The sequence below is a fragment of the Salinicola acroporae genome, assembly GCF_003206615.1.
GTDB lineage: Bacteria > Pseudomonadota > Gammaproteobacteria > Pseudomonadales > Halomonadaceae > Salinicola > Salinicola acroporae.
Window position 1 is genome coordinate 50,763 of sequence record NZ_PZJW01000002.1, and the last position, 24,449, is coordinate 75,211.

General features: G+C 64.7%; 20 protein-coding genes. 8 read left to right on the plus strand and 12 right to left on the minus strand.

Annotated features, from left to right (window positions below; genetic code table 11):
- Nucleotides 1-14 precede the first annotated feature (14 nt).
- From argA to DOM54_RS01445, 3 genes are all read right to left on the minus strand, one after another.
- The gene (gene argA, locus DOM54_RS01435) at nt 15-1,325 is read right to left on the minus strand and encodes an amino-acid N-acetyltransferase (protein ID WP_110714656.1); all 1,311 of its coding nucleotides are present in this window, start codon (nt 1,323-1,325) and stop codon (nt 15-17) included.
- Between the two features lie 311 nt (nt 1,326-1,636).
- The gene (locus DOM54_RS01440) at nt 1,637-2,905 is read right to left on the minus strand and encodes an inorganic phosphate transporter (RefSeq protein WP_110714657.1); all 1,269 of its coding nucleotides are present in this window, start codon (nt 2,903-2,905) and stop codon (nt 1,637-1,639) included.
- 55 nt (nt 2,906-2,960) lie between these two features.
- Nucleotides 2,961-3,641, minus strand: a complete 681-nt coding sequence (locus DOM54_RS01445) for a TIGR00153 family protein (protein ID WP_110598834.1) — start codon at nt 3,639-3,641, stop codon at nt 2,961-2,963.
- Nucleotides 3,642-3,817: 176 nt separating this feature from the next.
- Here DOM54_RS01445 and DOM54_RS01450 point away from each other — a divergent pair, with 176 nt between their 5' ends.
- A complete protein-coding gene (locus DOM54_RS01450; protein ID WP_110714658.1) occupies nt 3,818-4,717 on the plus strand; it encodes a CYTH domain-containing protein in 900 nt (299 codons plus the stop codon).
- A 57-nt stretch (nt 4,718-4,774) separates the two neighbouring features.
- Here DOM54_RS01450 and DOM54_RS01455 read toward each other — a convergent pair whose 3' ends face one another.
- Nucleotides 4,775-6,724, minus strand: coding sequence for a GGDEF domain-containing phosphodiesterase (locus DOM54_RS01455; RefSeq protein WP_110714659.1), 1,950 nt, complete (start codon nt 6,722-6,724; stop codon nt 4,775-4,777).
- Nucleotides 6,721-7,287 carry a heme NO-binding domain-containing protein gene (locus tag DOM54_RS01460; RefSeq protein ID WP_110714660.1) on the minus strand — a complete coding sequence of 189 codons (567 nt, stop codon included), beginning with the start codon at nt 7,285-7,287 and terminating at the stop codon, nt 6,721-6,723. Before DOM54_RS01460 ends, DOM54_RS01455 begins: the two co-directional genes overlap by 4 nt.
- 213 nt (nt 7,288-7,500) lie before the next feature.
- On the opposite strand from DOM54_RS01460, the gene DOM54_RS01465 reads away from it, so the two are divergent.
- From DOM54_RS01465 to DOM54_RS01475, 3 genes are all read left to right on the plus strand, one after another.
- Nucleotides 7,501-8,403, plus strand: a complete 903-nt coding sequence (locus tag DOM54_RS01465; protein ID WP_110714661.1) for an ion transporter — start codon at nt 7,501-7,503, stop codon at nt 8,401-8,403.
- A gap of 111 nt (nt 8,404-8,514) precedes the next feature.
- Nucleotides 8,515-10,182 (plus strand): methyl-accepting chemotaxis protein, encoded by a 1,668-nt coding sequence (locus DOM54_RS01470; RefSeq protein WP_110714662.1) that lies wholly within the window; start codon nt 8,515-8,517, stop codon nt 10,180-10,182.
- A gap of 322 nt (nt 10,183-10,504) precedes the next feature.
- Nucleotides 10,505-11,305, plus strand: coding sequence for a 5'-nucleotidase, lipoprotein e(P4) family (locus tag DOM54_RS01475; RefSeq protein WP_338067002.1), 801 nt, complete (start codon nt 10,505-10,507; stop codon nt 11,303-11,305).
- Nucleotides 11,306-11,367: 62 nt separating this feature from the next.
- On the opposite strand, the gene DOM54_RS01480 is transcribed toward DOM54_RS01475, so the two are convergent.
- Together DOM54_RS01480 and DOM54_RS01485 are read right to left on the minus strand one after the other, a co-directional pair.
- Complete coding sequence (locus DOM54_RS01480; RefSeq protein WP_110714663.1) at nt 11,368-11,988, minus strand: L-threonylcarbamoyladenylate synthase; 621 nt, start codon at nt 11,986-11,988, stop codon at nt 11,368-11,370.
- Between the two features lie 115 nt (nt 11,989-12,103).
- Nucleotides 12,104-13,027, minus strand: coding sequence for a PHP domain-containing protein (locus tag DOM54_RS01485; protein ID WP_110715081.1), 924 nt, complete (start codon nt 13,025-13,027; stop codon nt 12,104-12,106).
- Nucleotides 13,028-13,137: 110 nt separating this feature from the next.
- Between DOM54_RS01485 and DOM54_RS01490 the strand changes: the two genes are divergently transcribed.
- From DOM54_RS01490 to mnmC, 3 genes are all read left to right on the plus strand, one after another.
- Nucleotides 13,138-13,689 (plus strand): septation protein A, encoded by a 552-nt coding sequence (locus tag DOM54_RS01490; RefSeq protein WP_110714664.1) that lies wholly within the window; start codon nt 13,138-13,140, stop codon nt 13,687-13,689.
- On the plus strand, nt 13,689-13,988 hold the full coding sequence (locus DOM54_RS01495) for a YciI family protein (RefSeq protein WP_110714665.1): 300 nt from the start codon (nt 13,689-13,691) through the stop codon (nt 13,986-13,988). The genes DOM54_RS01490 and DOM54_RS01495 overlap by 1 nt, the downstream gene beginning before the upstream one ends.
- A gap of 205 nt (nt 13,989-14,193) precedes the next feature.
- A complete protein-coding gene (mnmC, locus tag DOM54_RS01500; RefSeq protein WP_110715082.1) occupies nt 14,194-16,215 on the plus strand; it encodes a bifunctional tRNA (5-methylaminomethyl-2-thiouridine)(34)-methyltransferase MnmC2/FAD-dependent 5-carboxymethylaminomethyl-2-thiouridine(34) oxidoreductase MnmC1 in 2,022 nt (673 codons plus the stop codon).
- Nucleotides 16,216-16,501: 286 nt separating this feature from the next.
- Here mnmC and DOM54_RS01505 read toward each other — a convergent pair whose 3' ends face one another.
- Together DOM54_RS01505 and DOM54_RS01510 are read right to left on the minus strand one after the other, a co-directional pair.
- Nucleotides 16,502-17,233 (minus strand): response regulator, encoded by a 732-nt coding sequence (locus tag DOM54_RS01505; protein ID WP_110714666.1) that lies wholly within the window; start codon nt 17,231-17,233, stop codon nt 16,502-16,504.
- Nucleotides 17,234-17,236: 3 nt separating this feature from the next.
- Nucleotides 17,237-18,838 carry an ATP-binding protein gene (locus DOM54_RS01510; RefSeq protein WP_240613725.1) on the minus strand — a complete coding sequence of 534 codons (1,602 nt, stop codon included), beginning with the start codon at nt 18,836-18,838 and terminating at the stop codon, nt 17,237-17,239.
- 347 nt (nt 18,839-19,185) lie between these two features.
- Here DOM54_RS01510 and DOM54_RS01515 point away from each other — a divergent pair, with 347 nt between their 5' ends.
- Entirely contained in the window at nt 19,186-20,499 is a 1,314-nt protein-coding gene (locus tag DOM54_RS01515; protein ID WP_110714668.1) for a 2-hydroxycarboxylate transporter family protein, read from the plus strand.
- 108 nt (nt 20,500-20,607) lie between these two features.
- On the opposite strand, the gene DOM54_RS01520 is transcribed toward DOM54_RS01515, so the two are convergent.
- The 3 genes from DOM54_RS01520 to zipA form a co-directional block, all read right to left on the minus strand.
- A complete protein-coding gene (locus DOM54_RS01520) occupies nt 20,608-20,877 on the minus strand; it encodes a YheU family protein (RefSeq protein ID WP_110714669.1) in 270 nt (89 codons plus the stop codon).
- Entirely contained in the window at nt 20,874-22,919 is a 2,046-nt protein-coding gene (gene ligA, locus DOM54_RS01525) for an NAD-dependent DNA ligase LigA (protein WP_110714670.1), read from the minus strand. The genes DOM54_RS01520 and ligA overlap by 4 nt, the downstream gene beginning before the upstream one ends.
- 155 nt (nt 22,920-23,074) lie before the next feature.
- A complete protein-coding gene (gene zipA / locus DOM54_RS01530) occupies nt 23,075-24,349 on the minus strand; it encodes a cell division protein ZipA (RefSeq protein WP_110714671.1) in 1,275 nt (424 codons plus the stop codon).
- Between the last annotated feature and the right edge of the window lie 100 nt (nt 24,350-24,449).

Sequence of the window (24,449 nt, forward strand, 5' to 3'; positions counted from 1 at the left end):
CTTCGAGTGTCGCTTTACAGCGACTTGAGCAGTACCTTGGAGCGCCGAGCCTGATCGTAGGTCTCGCGCTTGAGGTCCGGCAACGCTTCCGGCGTGGAGAGCGAGAAGCCCCGCTCCACGAACCAGTGGGTGGTATGGGTGGTCAGGGCGAACAACCGGGTGAACCCCCGGCGACGCGCACGACGCTCTATCTCCGCCAGCAGCGTCTCCCCTCGGGTTCCCCGGCGATAATCGGTATGCACGGCCAGACAGGCGAGCTCTCCCATCTTCGCTTCGGTGTAGCCATGCAGCGCGGCACAGCCGATCGCCATGCCGTCACGGTCGATCACCACGTAATCCTCGATCTCGTGTTCGAGCCGCTCGCGAGTTCGAGCCACCAGCATGCCACTGGCCTCGAGCGGCTTGAGCAGGGCCAGCAGGCCACCGACGTCATCCAGCACCGCCTGGCGCAGCAGCTCGTAGCGATTCTGGGTGATCATGGTGCCGACGCCATCGCGGGTGAACAGCTCGCCGAGCAGAGCGTCATGATCGCGCCACGAGAGCAGATGGGTACGGCCGACACCGTGGCGGGCCGCGCCGCAGGCGGCACTGAGGTGGCGGGAGAGTTCGCTGCCGGGGCTGGCCCGTTCGCGCAGGATATCGGCCTCGTCGGGGGTCAGTTGGCGCTGCAACTGGCCGTCGTCGTCGTGCAGTCCGGCCGACTCGCCGAGCAGGATCAGCTTGTCCGCCTTGAGCGAGACCGCCACGTGCTGGGCGATTTCCGAGGCGTCGAGGTCGAAGACCTCTCCCGTACGGGAGTAGCCCAGAGGAGGCAGGATCACCAGATTGCCACCGGCGAGCAGGCTCTCGATGGCCTCGCTGCGGACCCGGCGCACTTCCCCGCTGTGGTCGAAATCCACGCCGCCGCGCACACCCAGCGGCTTGGCCGAAACCAGGTTGCCGGAAACCGCCGTGAGCTCCACGCCGTGCAACGGCGTGTTGGGCAGACCCAGGGAGAGCTGGGCCTCCAGCTCGAGCCGGTGGACCGCCGCGATCCGTTCGACATGATCCATGATCTCGCGATCGGCCACCCAGCGCCCGTCGACGTGAACCGGCTCGACCTCGGCACTCTCGAGAGCGGCGGCGACCTGGGGCCGGATGCCGTAGACGAGCACCACCCTCACGCCCAGGGTGTGCACCAGCGCCAGATCCTGCAGCAACTGCCCGCGCCACGACGACGCCATCGCCTCGCCCTCCACCAGAACGACGAAGGTCTTGCCACGGTGGGCATTGACATAGGGCGATGAGTGGCGAAACCAGTCGACGAAGGGAAAACGCGAGTCCAAGGGGTTGACGCTCCGGCAATGAGACAGGGCTCTGAGGACACACTGCATAAATGGCTGCGCGGGCAAATCACGTCGTTGTGCGGTGCCGGGGCGCCGGTCCGATCGGAATCCTCAGCTATACCCCATAGGCTCCGGTTCCTGTGCTCCGCACGCCTCGTGCTTTACGCCGCTCGTCAATTTATTCAGCGCTTCTTAAACGAGTCTGCGTCAACTATACCAGAGCATCTCGGGGCCGGTAGAGCAGGACCGGCGTGCTCGGCGCCGGCAGACCGGCCCGTCAATGACGGACCGGCACAGGGCAGCGCGAGCTGTCAGCCGAACATGCCCTTGAACATGAAGAAGAAGGCGATGGAGAGTAGCGCGCCAGCCGGCAGGGTGATCAGCCAGGAGAGCACGATCGAGCCGAGCACGCGCAGGTTGAGTGCCGCCATGCCGCGCGCCAGCCCGACCCCGAGTACCGCGCCGACCAGCGTGTGCGTGGTCGAGATCGGCAAGCCGGTACCGGAGGCGAGCACGACGGTGGAAGCGGCGGAGAGCGTCGCCGCGAAACCGCGGCTAGGGGTCAGCTCGGTGATCCCGGTGCCGACGGTGGCGATGACCTTGTGGCCATAGGTCACCAGACCGACCACGATCCCGCCGCCGCCGAGCACCAGGACCCACCACGGCATGGTGGCCGAGCCGGTCACGCTGCCGCTGTTCTCGACCACGCTGATGACCGCCGCCAGCGGGCCGACCGCGTTGGCGACGTCGTTAGAGCCGTGGGCGAAGGCCATGGCGCAGGCGGTGAACATCATCAGCACGCCGAAGATGCGCTCCACGCTGGAGAAGTCGTAGTTGCTGCGAGCCCGCCGGTCGCCCCGATTGATCCGGTTTTCCAGCAGCAGGCCGAACATCATGATGACGACGCCGAACGCCACCGCCAGCAGCAGGCTCTCGCCGAAGGTCAGGTGCAGGCCGACGTGGGACAGCCCCTTGACCAGGGTCACCATCGAGACGATGAAACCGACCAGGAAGATATACCCCGGTACGTAGCGCTTGGCCGCCGCGAATGGATCGGGGCTGTCGAAGATCAGCACCTGCACGGACCGGAACAGCATGAAGGCGAACACCCCCGCGATCAGCGGCGAGGTGATCCAGCTGAGCGCGATCGTTCCCACCGACCCCCAGTTGACCGACTGGACCCCGAGCCCGGCCACCGCGAACCCGACGATGGCGCCGACGATGGAGTGGGTGGTGGAGACCGGCCAGCCCTTCATGGACGCGATCATCAACCACGAACCGGCCGCCAGCAGCGACGCCAGCATGCCGTAGATCAGCATCTGGGGATCACTCTGCAGCAGGCCGGGGTCGATGATGCCCTTGCGGATGGTCTCGGTGACCTGCCCCCCGGCCAGCCAGGCGCCGAGGAACTCGAAGATCACCGCGATGATGATCGCCTGCTTGATGGTGATCGCCTTGGAGCCGACCGAGGTTCCCATGGCATTCGCGACATCGTTGGCACCAACCCCCCATGCCATGAAGAAACCGAAGACACAGGCGAGAATGATGAAGACATCACCGTATTGCGCAATGATGGACATAGGCTTTGTTCGCTTGAGTGGCGTGACGAAGGCTTAGAATGACGAAGACCCGCGTTCAGCGGGCCGTCAGTATCTGCAGGCGGCTACCCACGCGCTCGGCGCGGTCGGATAACTCACCGATCCATTCGATGATTTTATAGAGGAAGATCACATCGACCGGTGGCAGCTCCGCCTCGAGCTGGAACAGCTGGCGACGGATCGCGACCTGCTGGTCGTCGGCCTGGTGCTCGAGATCGTGCAGCTCCCTGATCAGTTCGTGCATCACATCGGAGACGTTGCGACCGAAGCCGGACTCGAGCAGGTCCTCGAGTTCTTCCAGTGCCTTGCGCGCCTGGTCGACGGTGTCCACGGCGGTCCGCAGGTAGTCGCGCATCGGCTCCGCCAGCGGCTCGGGAATGCTCATGTTGCGACCGAGCATGATCCCGGTGATATCCCGGGCCTTGTTGGCGATCTTGTCCTGAACGCTGATCAGCTCCAGCAGATCGGAACGCGACACCGGCAGAAACATGGTGTTGGGCAGGTTGAGGCGCAATTGCGTCTTGAGCTCGTCCGCCTCGTGCTCGAGCCGGGTGATCGCCTCGCGATACTTGCGAGCTTCTTCCCAGTCGCCCCCCAGCGCGGCATCGAAGAAAGGCAGCAACTGGCCGGCGCATTCGCTGGTCTTGACGATGTGAGCCAGGAGCGGTTGGAACGGCGATCGTCCAAACAGCGCCGAGAACGGATTGGTACTCACCATAACGTGGCCTGGATGCGTTGGAAGTGGCGGCGCCAGTATAATGATTGCGTCTGGATGCGTCATGAAAAATTCATGTTACGCCGCCGGCCTGGTCGTGGAGCGAGTGATCCCGCCCCCGCTTCAGGACGGGCGACTTCAGACCGGCAACCCACGACCGGCCACCATCAGGAAGCTGCATGAGCGACGAGATCGAACTCAAACTGGCGCTATCATCCCAGGGCCCCGCCCTGCTGATCGAGCATCCGCTGCTCCGCACGTTGACCTCCCGCACGGTGTCGCTGGGTAACCAGTACTACGACACCGCCGAATCGGCACTGCGATCGCGACGCGTCGCCCTTCGCGTCAGGCGCCAGGACGAGCGGCGTCTGCAGACGCTCAAGAGCGCCGCGCAGAGCCACGGCGGCCTGTCGAGTCGCGGCGAATGGGAGTGGCCGCTGGACGGGGTCGAGTGCAACGCCGCCGGCCTCGACGTGAAGGGGCTTCGCGCCCTGGAGCACCCCGCCCTCGCCGGGCTGGCGCTGGAGACGCTTCGGCCGGTCTTCACGACCGACTTCGAGCGCCGACTCTGGCATTACCGGGATGACGAGTGTGACATCGAGATCGCCCTCGACCAGGGCACCATTGATGTCGGGGCGGCCACCCTGCCGATCCGTGAGCTCGAACTCGAACTCAAGCGGGGGGATCCCGCATGTCTGTGGACGCTGGCCGACGCCTTGTGCGCGCCGGCCGATCCCTCCGCAGCGCCCCTGCCGGCACGCCCGGCCAATCACAGCAAGGCCAGCAGGGCGTCCAGCCTTGCCACTCGCTGGCCGGAGCCGACAGCCCCCGAACACGCCTCGGTGGATTCGCTGATCGACGCCATCGATAGCTGGCAGGACAGCCAGGACCGCGCCTGGCTCGCCAATGCCAAAGCCCAGTGCGAGCGACTGATCCAGCGATGGACCATCGACGACGACACCTCGCGCCGGCAGGCCGGCGAGCGAATCCTGGCGGACCTGCAGGAAGGAAACCTCCCCTGGCGAAGCCGGGACTGGCTGGCTCTTCGACAACTGGCCGGGCAAGCGCCGGACCGGTAGCTGCCAGGACGCGAAGGAGCTGGACTTGCTGGAGCGGGGCCCGATCCAAGGCGTCGCTCAGGGCACGCGGAGCGATGTACCGCGAGCCAGTGACACCGAAGACAAGCCGGCCAGGTAAGGCTTGGGCGGTCGAAAGTCCTGTACCAGGCGATCCAGCGGCAGCGGCCGGGAGTAGATGTAACCCTGGATGTCGGTAGCGCCCCAGTCGTGCAGGATCTCCAGGGTCTCCCGCTCCTCGACACCCTCGACGACGATGCCGTAATCGAGACGCTGGCAGAGGGCGACCACCGCCGACAGCACGTGGCGCTTGCGGGGCAACGAGGTGACGTTCATCACCAGTTCGCGATCGATCTTGACCGTATCCATGGGCATCGAAGTCAGTTGGGCCAGCGAAGAGTAGCCGCTGCCGAAATCGTCGAGGGCGACGCTGATACCGGCCTCCCGAATCCGATCCAGGCTGTGGAACGCCTTGATGGGATCGCTGAGCACCGAGGTTTCGGTCACTTCGATCTGCAGCCGGGTATGGGGTACCCCGTGGCGCCTCGATGCCGCGATCATGTCATCGAGCAACCTCGGATCCATCAACTGACGGGTGGACAGGTTCACGCTGAGCAGGAAATCACCGCCGAAACGCTCGCGCACGATGTCGTCCCGCAGCAGCGGTAGGGCCTGCTCCATCAGCATCTCCCACAGCGGCGCGATCAGCCCGGAGCGCTCCGCGACCTCGATGAAACTCGCCGGCGCCACGATGCCCTCCGTCGGATCGTACAGCCGCATCAAGGCCTCGAAGCCGCGGACCTCGCCCGTCGATGAATCGACGATCGGCTGCACGAAGCAGCGCACGCCGTTCGTCGCCAATGCCCCGCGGATCAACTGTTCCGCACGGCTGTTCTGGCGCTCCCACTGGCGTAGCGACTCGCTGTAGTAGCGCCGCGAACCGACGTCGGACAGGCGCGCGTTGGCCAGCGCCAGGCGGGACTGGTGACGCCACTCGTCCACGCTCACCGGCTCGGCTGGATCAAGCACGGCCACCCCGCTGACATGCGACAGCCAGACCTGCTGCCCGTCGATCTCCACCGGCTGCGAAAGCAACGCCTCGAGCGGTTCGAGGGCTTCGTCCAGCCGCGCGACCTCGTCGGTCTCGAACACCATGGCGAAGGTATGTTCCGGCAGCGCGATCAACGCCACTCTGGGTGGCAACTGCTGGCGCATTCGCTGGACCAGCCTGCGTAGTGCGCCGACGGCATCATCGACGGCGATGCCGTCGAACAACGACGCCACGTTGAGCAGCTGGAATTTGACCAGCGCCAGCGGCGGCCGTGGCGAGCGCACCAGACACTCCTGCAGGAGCAATTCGAGATAGGCACCGTTGGGCAGCAGCGTCATCGGATCGCCGAGCCGCTGCTCCGTGGTGTCGGTCTGGGTGCCGGCCATGCGAATGGCCACCCCGCGCTCGTTGCGCTGGCACAGACCTCGACACAGCACCATCCGCCAGGCGCCGCGCGCGTCACGGATGCGGTATTCGACGGTCACCGAGGCGGTAAGGCCGTCGAGGTGCTGGTAGAGCGACCGCTGTACGTCGGCACGGTCGTCTTCGTGGATGAGGGCCAGCCAGTCGTCGAGTCCACGCCGTCCTTCGTCGTGCGGCAGTCCCAGCATGCTCGACCATCGTTGAGAGAGCGTGAGCTGGCCGCTGTCGATATCCCACTCCCAGACCCCGTCGTTGGTCGCCGTCAGTACCAGGTTCAGGCGCTGGGTTCGCTCCTGCACCCGGCTTTCGAGCTCATCGCGGGACGCCTTGAGATCGCGGATCGTACGACGCACTGAATCGAGCACGAAATTATTGAGCTGCGCCATCTTCTGCAGCGCGATCTCATCGCTGTCGGTATGGACGTGAAATTCGAACTGGCCATCGACCGCCTGGCACAGCTGGTTGCTGATGGAGTCGATCTCCGCGATCAGATGCCGTTCGCGCGCTTCGGCGTCGGTCAAGGATGCGTCACTCATGGCGCCGGCGCCTCCCCGAAGGTCATCTCGAAACGGCAACCGTCATCGCCCCGATGTCGACATTGGGTCTCAACGATGGTGCCGGTTTGCGCATACTCCTCGAGAATTCGCGAAAACAGCGCGTGATAGAGCGAGCAGAGCCCGTTGCCCGAGCGATACGCCACCACCAGACGCGACGGTGCCTGCTCGACGATACGAAACTTGTCGCTGACCCGGCCCCGGAGTTCGGGATCGCGAATGCCGGCACCGATCGAGGCATGGATGGCAGGCTGACGGGTCAGGAAGGCTTGCGCCGACTCCGCCATCGAGAAGAACATGGGGTAGTGTCGGCGTGTCCACTTGACGAACAGGTCCGCATACAGCGCCATCAACGCCTCGTGGTCGAGTTGCAGGTAATCGCCAGCGGCAGCGAAGAAAGCCAGCGTATCGGCGTCGTCGTAATCGACGTCTATCCGCCGCCCCAACGAGACCAGGCCGGCCTGGGCGGCGATGGAGTCGACGACCGAGGCGCCGTAGCGGGTTTCGATATGGTCGATGAGCACGCGCTGAATCAATCCGATCATGGCAAGACCACTCTGGAGTCTGTTACCGCTCCGACATCGGTCAGCGGTGCCACGCTACTTGGTCGCTTTCCGCAGGATGCAGGCGATGGTCGCCGGCGTTATCGAAGTATCATTAGCATTATCGGCGGTCGAATCACGAAGTTGAGTGCCGCCTGCATCCATTATCGAGCGCACTCGATGCGCCGCCTATCACCAGGGACAGGAACTGACTTGATGCAATCGGGCGATTCACAGCTACGCAAGCGGCTGTTTCAAATCATCTTCGAATCGGACACACCGCAAGCGAAGGCTTTCGATATCGTTCTGATCACGCTGATCCTGGTGAGCGTGGGAATCGTCTTTCTCGATAGCGTGCCGGGTCTGCATGCACGCTACGGAAGAATCTTCTATTTCATCGAATGGGCGTTCACCCTGATCTTCACGCTGGAACTGGCGCTCAGGCTCTACTGCCTCGACCGCCCCTTGCGCTACCTGCGCAGCTTCTACGGGGTGCTGGACCTGCTCGCCATACTCCCGACCTGGCTTGCCCTGTTCATACCCGGCGCACAATCGCTGCTGGTGGTCAGGGTGCTGAGGGTGCTGCGCGTGTTCCGGGTCCTGCGACTGATGGAGTTCGTCGGCGAGGGTCGCATGCTGGTGGAAGCGCTGCAGCGCAGCCAACGCAAGATCCTGCTGTTCCTGACGACCATATTGCTGATCATCACCATCTTCGGCGCGCTGATCTACATGATCGAACCGCCGGAGGCCGGTTTCACCAGCATGCCAAGGGCCATGTACTGGGCGATCGTCACGCTGACCACCGTCGGATACGGCGATATCGCACCGGTGACGCCACTGGGGCAGTTCATCTCTGCGGTCATGATGATTCTCGGCTATTCGATCATCGCCGTCCCAACCGGGGTCTTCTCCGCCGAGGTGATTCGGTCGATCCAGCGCGAGCGCTACTCGGACGAAGCCTGTCCGGGCTGCGGTCACGAGGGACACGAACGCGGGGCCAAGTACTGCCGTTTCTGCGGCACCTGGCTCGATGAAGAGACCGAGGACCCCAACGCGCCCTCCAGCGAGACTTCCGACACGACGTCGGAATCTCCCGAGGCGCACGAGAAAGGCGATTGAATTGAAGCCATGGGGCGACCGCAACGTTAACTTTTGTCATCAAACTGTGACACAAGAACGACAGACTCCCACGACGCCGCGTCAGGCTGTTCGTCATTATCGGGAGTTGTCATGCAATCGCCTCGTCCTACGCTCCGCAGTGGCCTCGTTGCCATGCTGCTGCTGTTCGCGCTGCTGATGTCGGTCATCGGCGGCGGCAGCTATCTCGCCATGAAACAGGCGCGAAACGCCTTCGATTCGGTCTATACCCTCAATGTGGTGCAGCTCGGTATGGCGCGCGAACTCTATGCCGAACTGCTGCAGACCCGAGTCCTGCTGGACAGCTATCAGACCGATTACAACCGCCTGCGCGTCAAGCCCGCCAAGCAGACCTGGGCCCAGGCCCAGGCCACCTTCGCGAGCGCGAAGCAGCGCCTCGCGGAGATGCCCCCGGCACCCCCCGACGCGCCGGGCAGCGATCTCGCCGATCGCTTCCAGGCGCTGATCGACGACGGCATCCAGCCCGGCTTCGATACGCTGAAGGCGTGGGATGTCTCGGCCTACCAAGCGAGTGTGAAGCAGGCCAACGATCTGACCGCCGCGGTGGATGCCAGTCTTGCCAGCTTGTCCGCCACCGCCAAAGCCAATGCGGTGGCGGGAGCGGCGGCCATGGCGCGCGACGTGCATCTCCTGCAGGTCGGGCTGACCACGGCGACCGTGGTCACGCTGGCGTTGATCCTGTTCGCCTTCTTCATGTTCCAGCGCCACCTGTTGCGCCCGCTGGGCGACGTGAGGCGACACTGCGCCGACATCGCCCAGGGCGATCTCAGCCAACGCCTGTCGCCCCGGGGCGCGAGGGAGATGCGGCTGCTCAAGTCCGGCGTCGATGCGATGCAGGTCGCGCTGCTGGAATTGGTCTCGCAACTGCAGCGGGAAAGCCGGGCGGTACGAGGCGATGCCCAGGAGTTGATCGAGGCCAGCCACGCACTGAACGACCAGAGCCGGCAACAAGCCCAGGCACTCCAGCAGACGACCGCCAGCATGGAGGAGATCACCGCCACCGTCTCGCATACCGCGGATCATGCCGACCAGGGCCAGGCGCTGTCGGAGGAGAACCGGCGCCGGATCGATGCCAGCGGCGATCAGGTCTCGACGGCCGTCGTCGAGATCGAAGCGGCTCGGGCCCGCTCGGAATCGTCGCTGGAAGTGATCGGGATGATCGACTCGCTGGCCTTCCAGACCAACCTGCTGGCACTCAATGCGTCGGTCGAGGCGGCCCGAGCCGGGGCACAGGGTCGAGGGTTCGCCGTGGTGGCCGAGGAGGTTCGCAGCCTGTCGGCGCGCTCTGCCGAGGCCGCCAGGACCATCCGGGCCCAGATCGAGGGGACGCACATCCAGGTCAGGAAAGGCGCCCAGGTATTGACCCAGGCCAAGGAGACGATGGCCACCGCCGTGCGGTCCGGCCAGCACCTCGACCAGTTGCTGGAGGGTATCGCGCTGTCGTGCCGGCAGCAGCGAGACGGCATTCATCAGATCGATCAGGCCATCAACGCCATCGACATCGCCACCCAGCGCAACGTTGCGCTGGCGGAACGCACGCTCAGGGCCACCCAGGAACTGGACGCCCGGGCGCAGCGCCAGCAGGAGCAATGCAATCGGTTCACGCTGGAGGCGCCAGTGGCGGAACTCGACGCCGGGATGCAGGCGAGCGCCGAGCCGGATAGCATGGAGCTGGCCGAGGATCGGCCCCGCCTCCCCGTGAAACGGCACCACGAGGCACAGGCGGCGCTGCCGGTTTGACAGCGACACAGGCTCCTTCTCGGAAGACATGTCGGATGCGCGGTTTGCCAGACAAGTCACGAGGAGGCGTCATATCGGAGTCCATGGCAACGACGAGCAACGCCCGCCTGTGAGCAGCTCGCACAGCGCCAGGCGCCGATATCATCGAATGGTATTCGTTGAGAGACCGCGCGAGGCCAGGCACCGCCGGGACAACGGCGGAGAATCTCCGCGGTGCAGCCGCCTGTTTCCGGCCGGGCCACGATGCCTCAAGGGGCGCGTAGCCATGTTTCGCGCCTGCCCTGCTTCCCTGCCACCGTGCCGCCAGCTCAAGGACACTTCAATGCACGAGACCAACAGCACGACCCACAAGAACAGCTCCCGGCGTCGACTCTCATGGGCGGTAGCAACGACCGGCTTGATGCTGGGTATCGCCTCGATCTCCCAGGCCGCTGCCGCCGATGACGCCTGCGCCCCCGAGGCCTACGCGATGGCCCTTCGCTACCAGCAGCAGTCGGCCGAAGTCGATGCCCTGCAGCGACAGAGCTACGCCCTGGCCACGGCGAGATTGCAGCAGAAGATCGCCGCTCACCCCGAGGCGGACAACCTGGCGATCATGACCGACCTGGACGAGACCGTCATCGACAACTCGGCGCTCCTGGTTCGCGACATGCAGGCCTGTCACGACTTCACCGGCTGGGATACCTGGAAGGTATGGGAGCGCGAGGGACACCCACGGCTGATTCCCGGTGCGCGCAAGTTCCTGAATTACGCCGACTCCCAGGGTGTGACGATTTTCTATGTTTCCGACCGCTACGAGGAGAACAAGGCGTCGACGCTCGCGACGCTACGCTCGCTGCACCTTCCCCAGGTCAATGACGCCCAGGTACGGCTGCTGGGCCCCTCGAAGGGAGAGCGGCGTGCCGCCATCGAGCGCGATCACGACCTGGTCCTGCAACTGGGCGATTCGCTGGCCGACTTCTCCAGCGATTTCCATCACGCCGACCTGAAGGATCAGCACCGGCTGGTGGCCGAGGACGATGCCCATTTCGGCGATGACTGGATCATGTTCCCCAACGCCAGTTACGGCAGTTGGAGCGACGCCGATCTCGAGGCATGGGCAGCGCCCCTGAAGACTCGCTAGCGCGGGAGGCGGGACACCGCACGTCCCGCCCTTGATGGCGGCCAGCCCGCTGCCGGGTCCGCTCAGCGGAAAGGCGCCGGATCTCCGCGCCCTTCCCGCACGACCACGGGAGGGATCTCGCGCAGATCGACCACCGTGGTCGGCTCCAACTGGCAGGCGCCGCCGTCGATGATCAGGTCCAGGTGGGCGCCGAGCCGCTCGCGAATCTCTTCCGGGTCGGTCATCGGCCATGTCTCTCCCACCGGGATCAAGGTCACGCTCATCAGCGGCTCGCCCAGGGCATCGAGTAGCGCATGGGTGATCTTGTGATCCGGCACGCGCACGCCGATCGAACGGCGCTTGGGGTGCAGCAGCAATCTCGGCACTTCGCTGGTGGCGCTGAGGATGAAGGTATAGGCACCAGGGGTATGCGACTTGAGCAGCCGGAAGACGCTGTTGTCGACCTTGGCATAGGTGCCGATCTCCGAGAGATCGGAACAGACCAGGGTGAAGTTGTGACGGTCATCGAGCTGGCGTAGCCACTTGATCTTCTCGATCGCCTTCTTCTCGCCCAACCGGCAACCCAGGGCATAACCCGAATCGGTGGGATAGGCGACCACGCCGCCCTGGCGCAGGATCTCGATGGCCTGGTCGATCAGGCGTTTCTGCGGGTTCTGCGAATGAATCTGGAAGAATTGGGTCATCTCACGCTCTCCTGGAACCGCTGTCGAAATCTGCCGCCCCCGAAACGTCACGGCCGTCCAGGGGACTGCCGCTGTCTTCAGGCCGTTACTGCTTCACAGGGTAACAGACGCGGCGCTACTCGCCGCCGGCAAAGCGTCGCAACGCCGGGTGACACCAGACCGGCCTGACGTGGGAACGCGGCGGCGGGCTGATCGTTCCCGGCGCCAGAGGGCCTCCCGGGTAATGAAAGTCGCTGCCGACGGACCCGTAAAGCCCGTGGAAATCGAGCTGGCGAGCCAAGTCGTGGGTCGTGTCCGGGTTCTGATAGCCGCTGACCAGTTCCGCCGCTTCGCCACCGGCATCGATGAAGGCCGAGAACATCAGGTCGCGCTTGCGCCGGGTCATGCCGTAGCGCAACGGATGCGCAACGACGGCGACCCCGCCGGCATCGCGAATCCATCCGACGACCGTGGCAAGTTCGGGCCAGTGCATCTTGACGTCCCCCCGCTTGCCGGCGCCCAGGTAACGCTTGAAGGCGGTCTTGACGTCCGGCACCACGCCGGCGGCAACCAGAGCCGCTGCGAAATCCGGCCGCCCCAGTGGGCGCTCACTTCCCGCTGCCTGGCGTGCCCTGGCGAGGCCATCGGCGAGGCCGACCTTCTCCAGGCGATGGGCGATCTCCCGCGCTCGCCTGTCGCGGGCGAGTCCCAGCGTCGTCAGCCCCTCCTCCAGCGCCGGGGAGACGCCCTCGGGCAGCAGCGCCACGATATGCAGGGCGATACCGCGCCATTGGCAGGAAAGCTCGGCCGCCGCCAGCAGGGAGAGACCATGAAGCCGGCATTGCGCAGCCGCCTCCTCGACGCCGTCGACGGTGTCGTGGTCGGTCAGGGCGACATGCGTCAAGCCACGCGCGTGACACAGGTCCGCCAGAGAGGCGGGCGAGAGCTTGCCGTCGGAAGCCGTGGAATGCAGATGCAAGTCGATCCCTCGAATACCTTCCAGCGTATCGGACAGCACGGTCGAGCGGGCCTCGGGGTCATCGGTGGGAAAAACGCTCATGGGCATGACGCCAGCCAGCGTCTTTGTCAGAATAGATCGACTATGGTGAGGGGCGCGGCGAACGGGGTCAATCGTCCGCGCCATCACCACCCGCCGGAGGCCCAGTCCGTATGAAACTGCTGTTCGATTTTCTGCCCATCGCGATCTTCTTCGCCGTCTATCACGTCAGCGGCGATATCATCATGGCCACGATGGTGCTCATCCCCGCTACCGTCGCGCAGTTGGGCATCGTCTGGTGGCGTCAGCGCCGCATCGAAAAGATGCTGCTGATCACCTCGGTCATCGTGATCGTGTCGGCCACCGCGACCGTCGCCTTTCACAATCCGGCCTTCATTCAGTGGAAGCCCACCGTCATCAATGCGCTGTTCGGCGTCGCCTTTCTGCTCTCGCCGCTGTTCGGGGGCCAGACGCTGGTCCAACGGATGATGGGCAAGGCGGTGTCGCTGCCGGCAGCCGTCTGGCGGCGCCTCAACCTGGCGTGGGTGCTGTTCTTCTTCGCCATGGCCGCGCTCAACGTGTATGTCTTCAGCTACTACGACGAGGCGACCTGGGTCGACTTCAAGCTGTTCGGCATGCTGGGACTGACCCTGCTGTTCGTGGTCGGCCAAGCCCTGTTCCTGGCTCGCCATCTCTCGCAATCACAATCGAAGGAAGGCTCCTGATGCTTTACGCCATTATCAGTGAAGATGTCGACGACAGCCTGGACAAGCGGCTCTCGGCTCGCCCAGAGCACCTGAAACGTCTGGAAACGCTGAAAGACGAGGGCCGACTCGTGCTCGCCGGCCCGCACCCGGCCATCGACAGCGACGATCCGGGCAATGCCGGTTTCAGCGGCAGCCTGATCGTGGCCGAGTTCGATTCGCTCGAGGCGGCACAGCACTGGGCGGACACCGACCCATACGTCGCCGCTGGCGTCTATGCCCAGGTTCGGGTCAAGCCGTTCAAACGGGTCCTTCCGTAGCCCGGTCTCCTCCGGCGATCTGGTTATCCACAGCCCCTGGCGTGGCGGTTTTGCACACCTGCTGTGGATAACGCTGTTAAGATCCCGCGGACGCCTTCCTCCGTTCCCGATAAACCGCCGTCTGGCGAAAAGTGTTCAATTTTCATACAACGCGCCATCGGCCCCTCTTTGAGGGGTCGTTCGATGATCCCCGGACGTGGAAACCATGAACGGCAAGCCGGTCACTTCTCATCGCCAGGCCATACGACATGCCGAGCTCGACTGGCGGGCCGACGACGGCGACGTCGAAGCGCCGTTCTCGACCGCTTACGATGATGTCTATTTCTCGCGCCAGGATGGCCGCGAGGAGACGCGTTTCGTCTTCATCGACAACAACGACCTGCCGCAGCGGTTGGCGGCCTGGCGCGAGCGACGCCCGTTCACGATCGGCGAGACGGGCTTCGGCACCGGGCTCAACATGGTGTGTGCCTGGGCCTGTTTCGACGAGAACGCCCCCGCCGATGCAAGACTGCACCTGATCTCGACCGAGAAGCACCCGCTCACCCACGAGGCGTTGGCGCGCGCCTGGCGCAGTTGGCCACAGCTATCGCATCAGGCCGCTGTCCTGCTCGAGCAGTGGCCACCGGCGGTGGCGGGTGTCCATCGACTGCAACTGGACGCCCGCGTCATCCTGGATCTGCACTTCGGCGATGCCGCCGACTGCCTCGACCGCCTGGACGGACAGGTGGACGCCTGGTTTCTCGACGGCTTCGCGCCTTCGAAGAATCCCGACATGTGGCGACCCGAACTGTTCACGTCCATGGCTACCGCCAGTCGGCCGGGCGCCACGTTCGCCACCTTCACCTGCGCCGGTTTCGTGCGCCGCGGCCTGAGCGCGGCTGGCTTTCGCTGGCGCAAGGTAGCGGGATTCGGTCGCAAGCGCGAGATGCTGCGGGGCGAGCATGATCCCGCCGCCCCGACCGCACTTCGGAGATCCTCGACCAGAGCGGCCACTCCCTGGTTCCAGCCACCGCCGCCCAGGCCGGCGGACCATGTGGCGGTGATCGGCGCCGGCATCGCGGGTACCAGCGTTGCGGCGGCACTGGCGCGCCGAGGTAGCCAGGTGACCCTGATCGATCGCGAGGGCATCGCGGCAGGCGCTTCCGGCAATCCCCAAGCCGCGCTCTACGTCAAAATGGCCGTCGAGCCCAACCTCCAGAGCCGATTCTATCTCGCTGCGCTGCTCTACACGCAGCGCTGGCTGGCGCGTCTCGACCCCGAGCGCCGCTGGTGGTCGGATTGCGGACTGCTGCAACTGGCGGGAAAAACCGGCGACGTCGAACGCCAGCAACGCTTCCTGTCCCATTACCAGCTGCCGCCGGCCGTCGTTGCCGCCAGCGACCCTTCGCTGGCGACGACCCTCGCCGGTGTGGCGCTTCACCGGCATGCGCTGCACTATCCACTGGCGGGCTGGGTCGACCCCGTCGCGCTCTGCCGCCATCTCGCCGCGACACCCGGGGTCTCGGTCCGCCAGGACAGGCTCGATTCACTGCGGGAGACGGACGCCGGCTGGCGGCTGGCGCTGGGACAGGAGTCGCTTCACGTCGATCAGGTCGTGTTCGCCACCGGTCACGCCAGCCGCCACTGGCTCGACGGACTGCCGATACAGCCGGTCCGGGGTCAGATATCCACGCTGGCGCTGGCACCGGGCCACGGCTCCGGGGAGGCCCCAGCGCTGGATCGCGTTCTCTGCGCCCAAGGCTATGTCATGCCGCCGCGCGAGGGACGGCTGACCTTCGGCGCGACCTTTTCGCCCAACGATGATGACGATACGGTGCGAAGCTCGGATCATCGATGCAATCTCGATGAACTGGCGCACCTGGTCCCCGCGCTGGCGGAGTCGCTTGGGGATCGCTCCCTGGCTGAGTGCGGCGGGCGCGCCAGCGTTCGTGCCGCCAGTCCGGACAAGACGCCCTACGCCGGGCCGCTGCCCGAATTCGATCGCTGGCGCCAGGACTACGCCGCCCTGGGCAAGGACGCCAGGCGTACGTTCAGCCAACCGGGCCGCCACTATCCGGGGCTGTGGATGAGCACCGCGCACGGCTCCCGGGGCATGGTCAGCGCGCCGCTATGCGCCGAACTGATCGCCTCCCGACTTCACGACGAACCGATGCCTCTGGAGCGCGAGCTGATAGATCATCTGCACCCCGGCCGGCGGATCATTGCCGACCTGATTCGAGGCCGCTGATCCGGGCGGCGGGCAGTCGACGCTTCGTCTGGAAGATGGCTGCCCGAGCTCCCTCGGCGTGGCGATCGGTTCAGCGAACAATGTTCGACGCGTCCTAATGGCAGCCCGACAAGCGAGTGCAGCGGCGCTGTCTCTATCGTCAAGGCTGAGGATTTTGCCGCCGATATCTGCCTTGCGACCCACAGGAATGTGGGAAGTGCGTTGGCACGTCGGGAACGGGCCTGGACCTGGCCATCGCTCGTCGATTTTCCCGACGGCCGAGGCCCGTCACGGTGGACTCTGACTCTCAGGGGGTCGCGGCGCCGGTTTCCGCCAGCAGGGCCAGCGTCTCGCCATCGAGGCAGCGATAGGTGAAGGAGGGGCGACCGATCTGGCCGTAGTGGAAAGACTCTTCGAGCACGCCACGATCCACCAGGTGCTTTAGGTATTTCCGCACCGACACCCGCGACATGCCGGTATTCTCGCTCAGCGTCTCGGTGGTGAAAGGTGTCCCCGTCTGCTCGGCGACGGCCCTGGCCACCTGGGCCAGGGAGTTGGCGGTGAGGCCCTTGGGCAGGTCGCCGGGGCGCGCCGGTTGCATGGTGGTCGCCTCCCGCCGAAACAGCGCGTCGAGGTCACGCTGGTGGGCGCGTGCAGGCAGCCGGGACAGCCGCTGGTGCGTGTCCAGGCAGCGGGTCAGGGCCTCCCTGAAGCGCTCGAACTCGAACGGCTTGACCAGATAGTCGCTGACACCGAGGTGCTTGGCCTCCCTCACGGTCTCCATTTCAGAGGCTGCCGTGATCAGCACGATCTGGATATCGCGGGCCTGGCGTCGCAGGTCTCGCACCAGCGACAGGCCATTGTGCTCGCGCAGATAGACATCGAGCAGCAGCAGGTCCACGGTCTCCCGCGCCAGAATCTCTCTCGCCGCCGGCAGGTCCTCGCACTGGGCGACCAGATCGATGCCGTCGATGCGGTTGAGGAACTCGACGTTGAGCCGCATTACCATTGGATCGTCTTCCACGACCAGCACGCGCATGAATCAAGTCACTCCGTCGGTTACCTGCATTACGTCCATCACATAGGGCACGGTCACCTCGACCAGCGTGCCGCGCCCCGGCGTCGAATAGAGCGCCAGCGTACCACCTAGCGATTCCACATGGGCCTTGACCATGGCCAGCCCATAACCCCGCCCCGCCCCCTTGGAAGAGACGCCCTGCTCCATGGCGAGCTGTTGCTGGCTATCACTCATGCCCCTGCCGTTGTCCGACACGTGCAACGAGAGCGCGCCGGCGTCGACACCCAGGGTCAGGCTCACCTGGCGCACCTCGCGACCGGAGACCGCCTCGAAGGCATTTTCCAGCAGATTGCCGATGATGGACACCAGCAGGTGCACGACCTCGCTCTCGTCTGGCGCCGGAATTTCGCTCTGAAGGTCGATATCGAGCTCGACCCGGCGCTCTCTCGCCTCGCTACCCTTGGCCAGCAGAAAGCCCGCCAGCACGGGGTCCCGAACCCCGGCGACCCGTGCCGCGGCCGGCGCAATCAAGGTGTCGTCGAGCTCACGCAGATAACGCTCCAGACGCCCCAGGTCGCGCAATTGCACCAGGCCGAGAATGACGTGCAACCGGTTCTTGAACTCGTGAGTGGACGCCCGCAGCGCCTGCGCGTAGCGGCTGACACCGGTCAACTCCTCGGCCAGCCGGTTGACCTCGCTACGGTCCCGCAACGTCACCACGCTTCCCCCCTCGCCCCTTTCGCCGCGGATGGGTACGCGGTTGACGATCAAGGCGCGCCCGTTCAACGTCAAGCGCCGGTTGAGCGCGGGGGCGGCCCTGTCGAACAACTCCGTGAGCGTGGATGCGGGTATTCCCGAGCCATCGCCGGAGCCCGCCGGATCCAGCAACTCGCCGGCGGCCGGGTTGACCATGGTGATGACCGAATCGCCATCGATCGCCAGCACCCCCTCGTGCAGAGAGGCCAGCATCGCCTGACGCTGCTGGACCCACTGGGATATCTGGTGGGGCTCGAAACCCAGCAGGATCCGCTTGATGTACCGTGCCAGACACCAGGCACCCGTGGCACCGATCATCATCAGCAACACGATGCCCAGCAGCAGTACCTGACGCCGCTCCGCCAGCAGCAGCCCGACCCGGGTCAGGGTGACCCCGGTAGCGACCGCGCCGATCACCGCGCCCTGCCCATCGAGTACCGGCGAGAAACCACGGATACTGACACCCAAGGTGCCTTCCGAACGGGAGACGTAGGACTGGCCATCCAGTGCAGGCCCCTCGTCGCCGCCGCGAAAATGCCGCCCGACCTCGCCGGGGTCGGGATGCGTCAAGCGCAAATGGTTCCGATCCATCACGGTAATGAAATCGACGCCGAGCCGATTGCGCAGCGCCTCGATCTGCCGCCGCAGTTCGGAGTCGGGATCATGGACGATGGGCATGGCCATGAGCGCGGAGCGCACGTCGTTACGATCGGCCAGCACCGCCGCGAGCCCCATCACACGCTCCCCCTGGGCCTCCTCCAGATTGGCACGCAGCTGATAGTTGAAAAGCAGCAGCGCGACGCCGAGCGTCAGCACGATCATGCTGGCGACCAGGACGAATATCTGGGCACTCAGGCGGAGCCGCTTCACGCCTTGTCCTCGGCGGGCGGGCGCGGCGTGGCAACGACGCCAGCGTGTCCGCCGCATCGGACAGATCCGGAACTCATTACCCACTCCTTTTGCTGCAGGCGCCGGCGGGAAAGCATGCCCGCCGGCCTGTCGACCATGGCCGAGCACCCTTTAGACCATGGTGGTATACCTTACGGGCCGGGGGTGTGCCGCGCACCACCCCATACCTTTCAATAGTTTCTAAAGGCTTTAATAATTTCATAAAACTTGGTCGACACCTCGGGGCCTCTATCCTCGGCAGCGTACCGCTCATCGGGGCAAGAATACCGCTTACCGCCCTTTGGGCGAAAATCCTTGGGGAGCCAACCATGACTTCAACCGTGACGCAAACCGCGCCGTCCGATTCTGGCCGTCGAGATAGCTGGCTATCGACGCCGATCTTCGGCATTCCCTTCCCGCTCTTCGCCATCGCGGCCGGGGTTCTCGTCGTCTCCATGGCGACGGACACGATACCCACCGGCATGATCGGCGCCCTGTTGGTCATGATGATCCTGGGCGAACTGATGGGATTCATCGGCGATCGCCTGCCGATCGTCAAGAGCTACCTGGGTGGTGGTGCCATCCTGGCCATCTTCGGCGCGGCGGCGCTGGTCTACGTCCAGTGGCTGCCGACCGGTGTCGTCGACAACGTGACCCAGTTCATGAAGAGCGGTGGCTTCCTCAACTTCTACATCGCCGCACTGATCACCGGCAGTATCCTGGGCATGGACTCCCGTGTGCTGGTCAAGGTCGGCTCGCGCTACGCCCTGCCGCTGATCTGCGCCGTCCTGTTCGCCGCCCTGTTCGCGATCGCCGTCGGCTGGGTCATGGGATTCTCGCCGCAGGACGCGGTCGTGGTCATTACCCTGCCGATCATGGGCGGCGGCATGGGCGCCGGTGCGGTGCCGATGAGCCAGATCTACGAGCAGTTGCTGGGCCAGCCCGCCAGCTACTACATCTCGATCCTGGTGCCGGCACTGGCGCTGGGCAACGTCTTCGCCATCATCATTGCCGGCCTGCTCAATGGCCTGGCCAACCGGATGCCGAGCCTGACCGGCAACGGCCAGATGATGCCGGGCGTCGAGATCGAAGAGCGCGAAAGCAAGCCGGATCTCTCCAAACTGGGCATCGGCGTCATCGCCGCCCTGACCTTCTTCGTCGCCGGTGAAATCCTGGGTGGATTCATTCCGCTGCATCCCTACGCGCTGATGATCATTCTGGTTGCCGTGCTCAAGATCGCCAACGTGGTGCCGGAATCGATCAATGAAGCCGCTGCACAGTGGTTTCAGTTCGTCGCCAAGAACTGGACCTTCGCCCTGCTGTTCGGTATCGGCATCGCCTACACCGACCTCGGCCAGGTGATCGATGCGATCTCCATCACCTACGTGATGATTGTCTTTGCCGTGGTGGCGGGCGCCGCCTTCGGCGCGGGCCTGGTCGGCAAGCTGGTCGGCTTCTACCCGATCGAATCGGCGATCACCGCCGGCCTGTGCATGGCAAACATGGGTGGTACCGGTGATGTCGCGGTACTCTCCGCCGCCAAGCGCATGCAACTGATGCCGTTCGCACAGATCTCCTCGCGCCTCGGCGGTGCGCTGATCCTGCTGATCTCCAGCATCGTGGTACCGCTGTTCTTTACCTGAACCGCCAGCCCAAGCCAGCCGGGTGATGGCATTACGATGTAAAACGGCGCCCCCGCTCACAACCGGGGGCGCCGTTTCGTTGGGTACCGTGCGCGTGCCGACGAACGCTCAGCCCTCTTCCTCGTCGTCGGCGAGGTCACGACCGAAACTGCGCCACTGAGTCAGGGTCATCACCTCGGTGCTCTCGGTCTGCAGGTCGTGGACGATCAGCAGCTCGCTTCGCTCCAGCTGTCGCTTGAGGTCACGCACCCAGTCGTGCATGTCCGTCGCCACATCGGTGGTGTCGTAGCCCTGCCGGGTGACGAATGTCTCCAGCAGTGCGTCCAGCGTCTCCGCCGGCAACATGCGATGGGGGATCTCGATAAAGCGTCCGCTCATGCTTCTGCCTCCCACGCTTCCAGTCGCCCGATGAACGTCGCCTCGCCGATCACCTCGACATCCAGCTCCTCGGCCTTGGCCAGCTTGCTGCCGGCGCCCGGGCCGGCGACGACGGTCGCGGTCTTCTTGGAGACGCTGCCGGCAACCTTGGCGCCCAGCGCCTGCAGGCGCTCCTTGCCTTCGTCCCGCGTCATGCTCTCGAGACTACCGGTCAGCACCCAGGTCTGTCCCGCCAGCGGTTGCGGACGCTCGGCCATCTCGATCTCTTCCCAACTGACGCCGACCGCCCGCAGATCGTCCAGCGTCTCCTGGTTATGCGGTTGCTGGAAGAAGGTGTGGATGTGATGGGCCACCACCGGTCCGACATCGTCGACCGCCTTCAAGGCTTCCAACGAAGCGTCGCGCAGCGCCTGCAGAGAGCCGAAGTGACGCGCCAGGCTTGCCGCGGTCGCCTCGCCCACTTCACGAATTCCGATCGCGTAGACGAACCGGGCCAGGGTCGTACGCTTGGCAGCGTCGAGCGAAGCGATCAGATTGTTGGCGGACTTCTCCGCCAGCCGGGGCAGCTCCGCCAACCGCTCGGCCCGGAGTCGGAACAGATCGGCCGGCGTCTTGACCCAGTCCCGCTCGACCAGCAGGTCGATCAGCTTCTCGCCCAGGCCATCGATATCCAGCGCGCGGCGGCTGGCGAAGTGCTTGAGCGCCTCCTTGCGCTGCGCGGGGCAGAACAGCCCACCGGAACAGCGGGCATCGACCTCGCCGTCGAGCTTCTCGACTCGGGAGTCGCAGATCGGACAAAGATCCGGTAGCACGATCTCTAAAAGATCATCGGGTCGTTGATCCTTGACGACCTCCACCACCTTGGGAATGACGTCGCCTGCGCGATAGATTCGGACCCAGTCGCCAATCTTGAGATCCAGTCGCGCAATCTGGTCCATGTTGTGCAGGGTGGCGTTGGAGACCGTCACGCCGGCAACCTGCACCGGCTCCAGCTTGGCGACCGGTGTCAGCTTGCCGGTCCGCCCCACCTGGAATTCGACGTCCAGCAGCCGCGTCACCTGCTCCTGAGCGGGATACTTGAAGGCAATCGCCCAGCGCGGCGCGCGGGAGACGAATCCCAGCTCGCGCTGATCGCGCAGACTGTCGACCTTGATCACGGCGCCATCGATGTCGTAATCCAGCGACTCTCGCTTGTCACCCAATTTCCGACAGAACTCGATAACGCCCTCGTCGCCCTTGACCACGTCCAACAGAGGGCTGGTTCGAAAACCCCAGGATTGGAGCCATTGCATCTGCTGACTGTGCGAGGCGTCGATATTGGCAATGCTAGTGGTCTCGCGAGAGACCCACTGATAAGCGCAGAACTCGAGCGGGCGTTTCGCCGCGATCTTTGAGTCGAGCTGGCGCACACTGCCAGCGGCAGCGTTTCGCGGGTTGGCAAATACTTTGCTGCCATCCTCGCGAGCCCGATCATTGAGTGCCTCGAAGCCGGAGTGACGCATATAGACCTCACCGCGAACTTCGAAGAGATCGGGATACTCGCTGCCTCTCAATTTCAAGGGAATCGAGCGAAGCGTTTTGAGGTTCGACGTAACATCTTCGCCAGTCTGGCCATCGCCGCGCGTCGCACCGCGAACCAGTCGTCCGTTTTCATAGATTAGCGAAACGGCAAGGCCGTCGAGCTTGGGCTCACAGCAGAATTCTAGCGTCTCGGCATCACGCTCCAGCCGGATCGCAGTCCGCTTGATGAACTCGTGCAGCTCGGACTCGTTGAGCGCGTTATTGAGAGACAGCATGGGAACGGCATGACTCACCTCGTCGAATCGATCGGCAGGCGCCGCGCCGACGCGCTGGGTCGGGGAATCCGGCGTGACCAAGTCGGGATGATCGGTTTCCAACGACTGCAGTTCGCGTAACAGCCTGTCGTATTCGGCGTCGGTGATCTGCGGCGAATCCTCGACGTAGTAGTGGTAGTTGGCGTCATCCAACTGCTGGCGCAGGGCACTGGCCCGTTCGCGGACCGCTGGGGAAATCTGGCTCATGGCGCTCGGTTCGATCGCTGCTCAAAAAGTGACACGCATTGTAGCGGAAGGCCGTCGCGACTGCCGCAGTGGCGCCCATCACCGAACGCCGGAAACGACGACGGGGCCCGAAGGCCCCGTCGTCAAACCGCTACCGCGTTCCGTGTCAGGCTGTGTCAATTGGCCTGATAGCGATGCAACCGGTGGCGACGCTCGAACTCCTGCACCCGCTGACGCGCGAACTCGATCGTCTGCGCGGTCATCACGCTGTGGTTCTCGTCCTTCAGCTCGCCGCCCAGATTGCGTACCAGCACCATCGCCGTCTCCAGCATCGCTTCGAAGGCCGCGGCCGTGTCGTTGGCGCCCGGGAGCGGCATCAGGAAGGTCACGCCCGGCGTCACGATCTCCTGCATGCTATCCAGATCGAACACACCCGGCTTGACGACATTGACCATCGAGAACTGCAATTCGCTATCGTCGGCTTCGGTTTCGTAGCGATGGAAGATACCCATCTCGCTGAAGCGCAAACCGCAGGCCAGCATCAGGTTGAGCAGATCGGCACCGTCGAAGCCCGCTTCCGTTCTCGCCAGCACGCTGATGACGATGATCTCCTCGGAGTGCGCCAGGGTTTCCCTGGCCCGCGCCGCGCTCACATGGTGGCGCTTGGCACGTTCGACGGCGGGGTGTTGAGTCACCACATCGTTGCGTGGCGCCTCCTCGATCTCTTCCATCGGCACCGCGGCGCGGGCGGTCGATTCGTCCTCGCCACGCACAGCTGACAGCGGACGATCCTGCTGCTGAGACGCCTCCGCTTCCCCGGCCATCCGAGCACCGGCATCGACAGCGACAGCCTGGCCATCACCGGGCGGCACCAGGGCCGTGATCTGAAGACGGTCGGGCGTTTCGGTACCGGCGACTTCATCAGCTCTCAGATGAGGCTCTTGCAGATGAGGCTCTTGATGCCGCGCCGGCGTTCCCGCGCGGGTCTCCTCGGCCTCGCGCCGGGCCTCCTCGCGCTTGTGGCTCAGGCGCTGGGCCGACTCACTGACACGCTTGGCGCCCGCGCGAACGGCACTCTTGACGTTGTGCTGCATATCGGCGAACGACGACCGCGTACTACGGTCGAGTATGCTGCTCTGCAGCTTCTCTTCCGGAATCCGCTCCTGTCGCTTGGGCTCTGAGGGTCTGACCGGTTCCGAGCCGTCGCCGCTACGCTCGAACGTCGCCGGACGCAGGACACGTGCCCCTCCATTGGGCAATTCCCAGTTGACCTCGGCCTCGCGGGCCGCCTGTTCCGGATCCGTCTCGGATCCGTCGTCGACTCCATTATCTCCCATCGCCTGATCTAGGCGTGGAACTCGACGTTGGCGCTGTAGGCGACGGAAGCCATCGATCACGATGGTCGCCACCAAAACCAGCCCCAGGATGATCAGCCACTCTCTTAGTTCCATGGGTCGTCTTGCCTGTTCGCGGTGCCACTATGCTGGAAGAGGACAACATGCATTCTGCATGTCGGCACTAGCATAGCGTGATTTGTCAAAAATGGGCTAC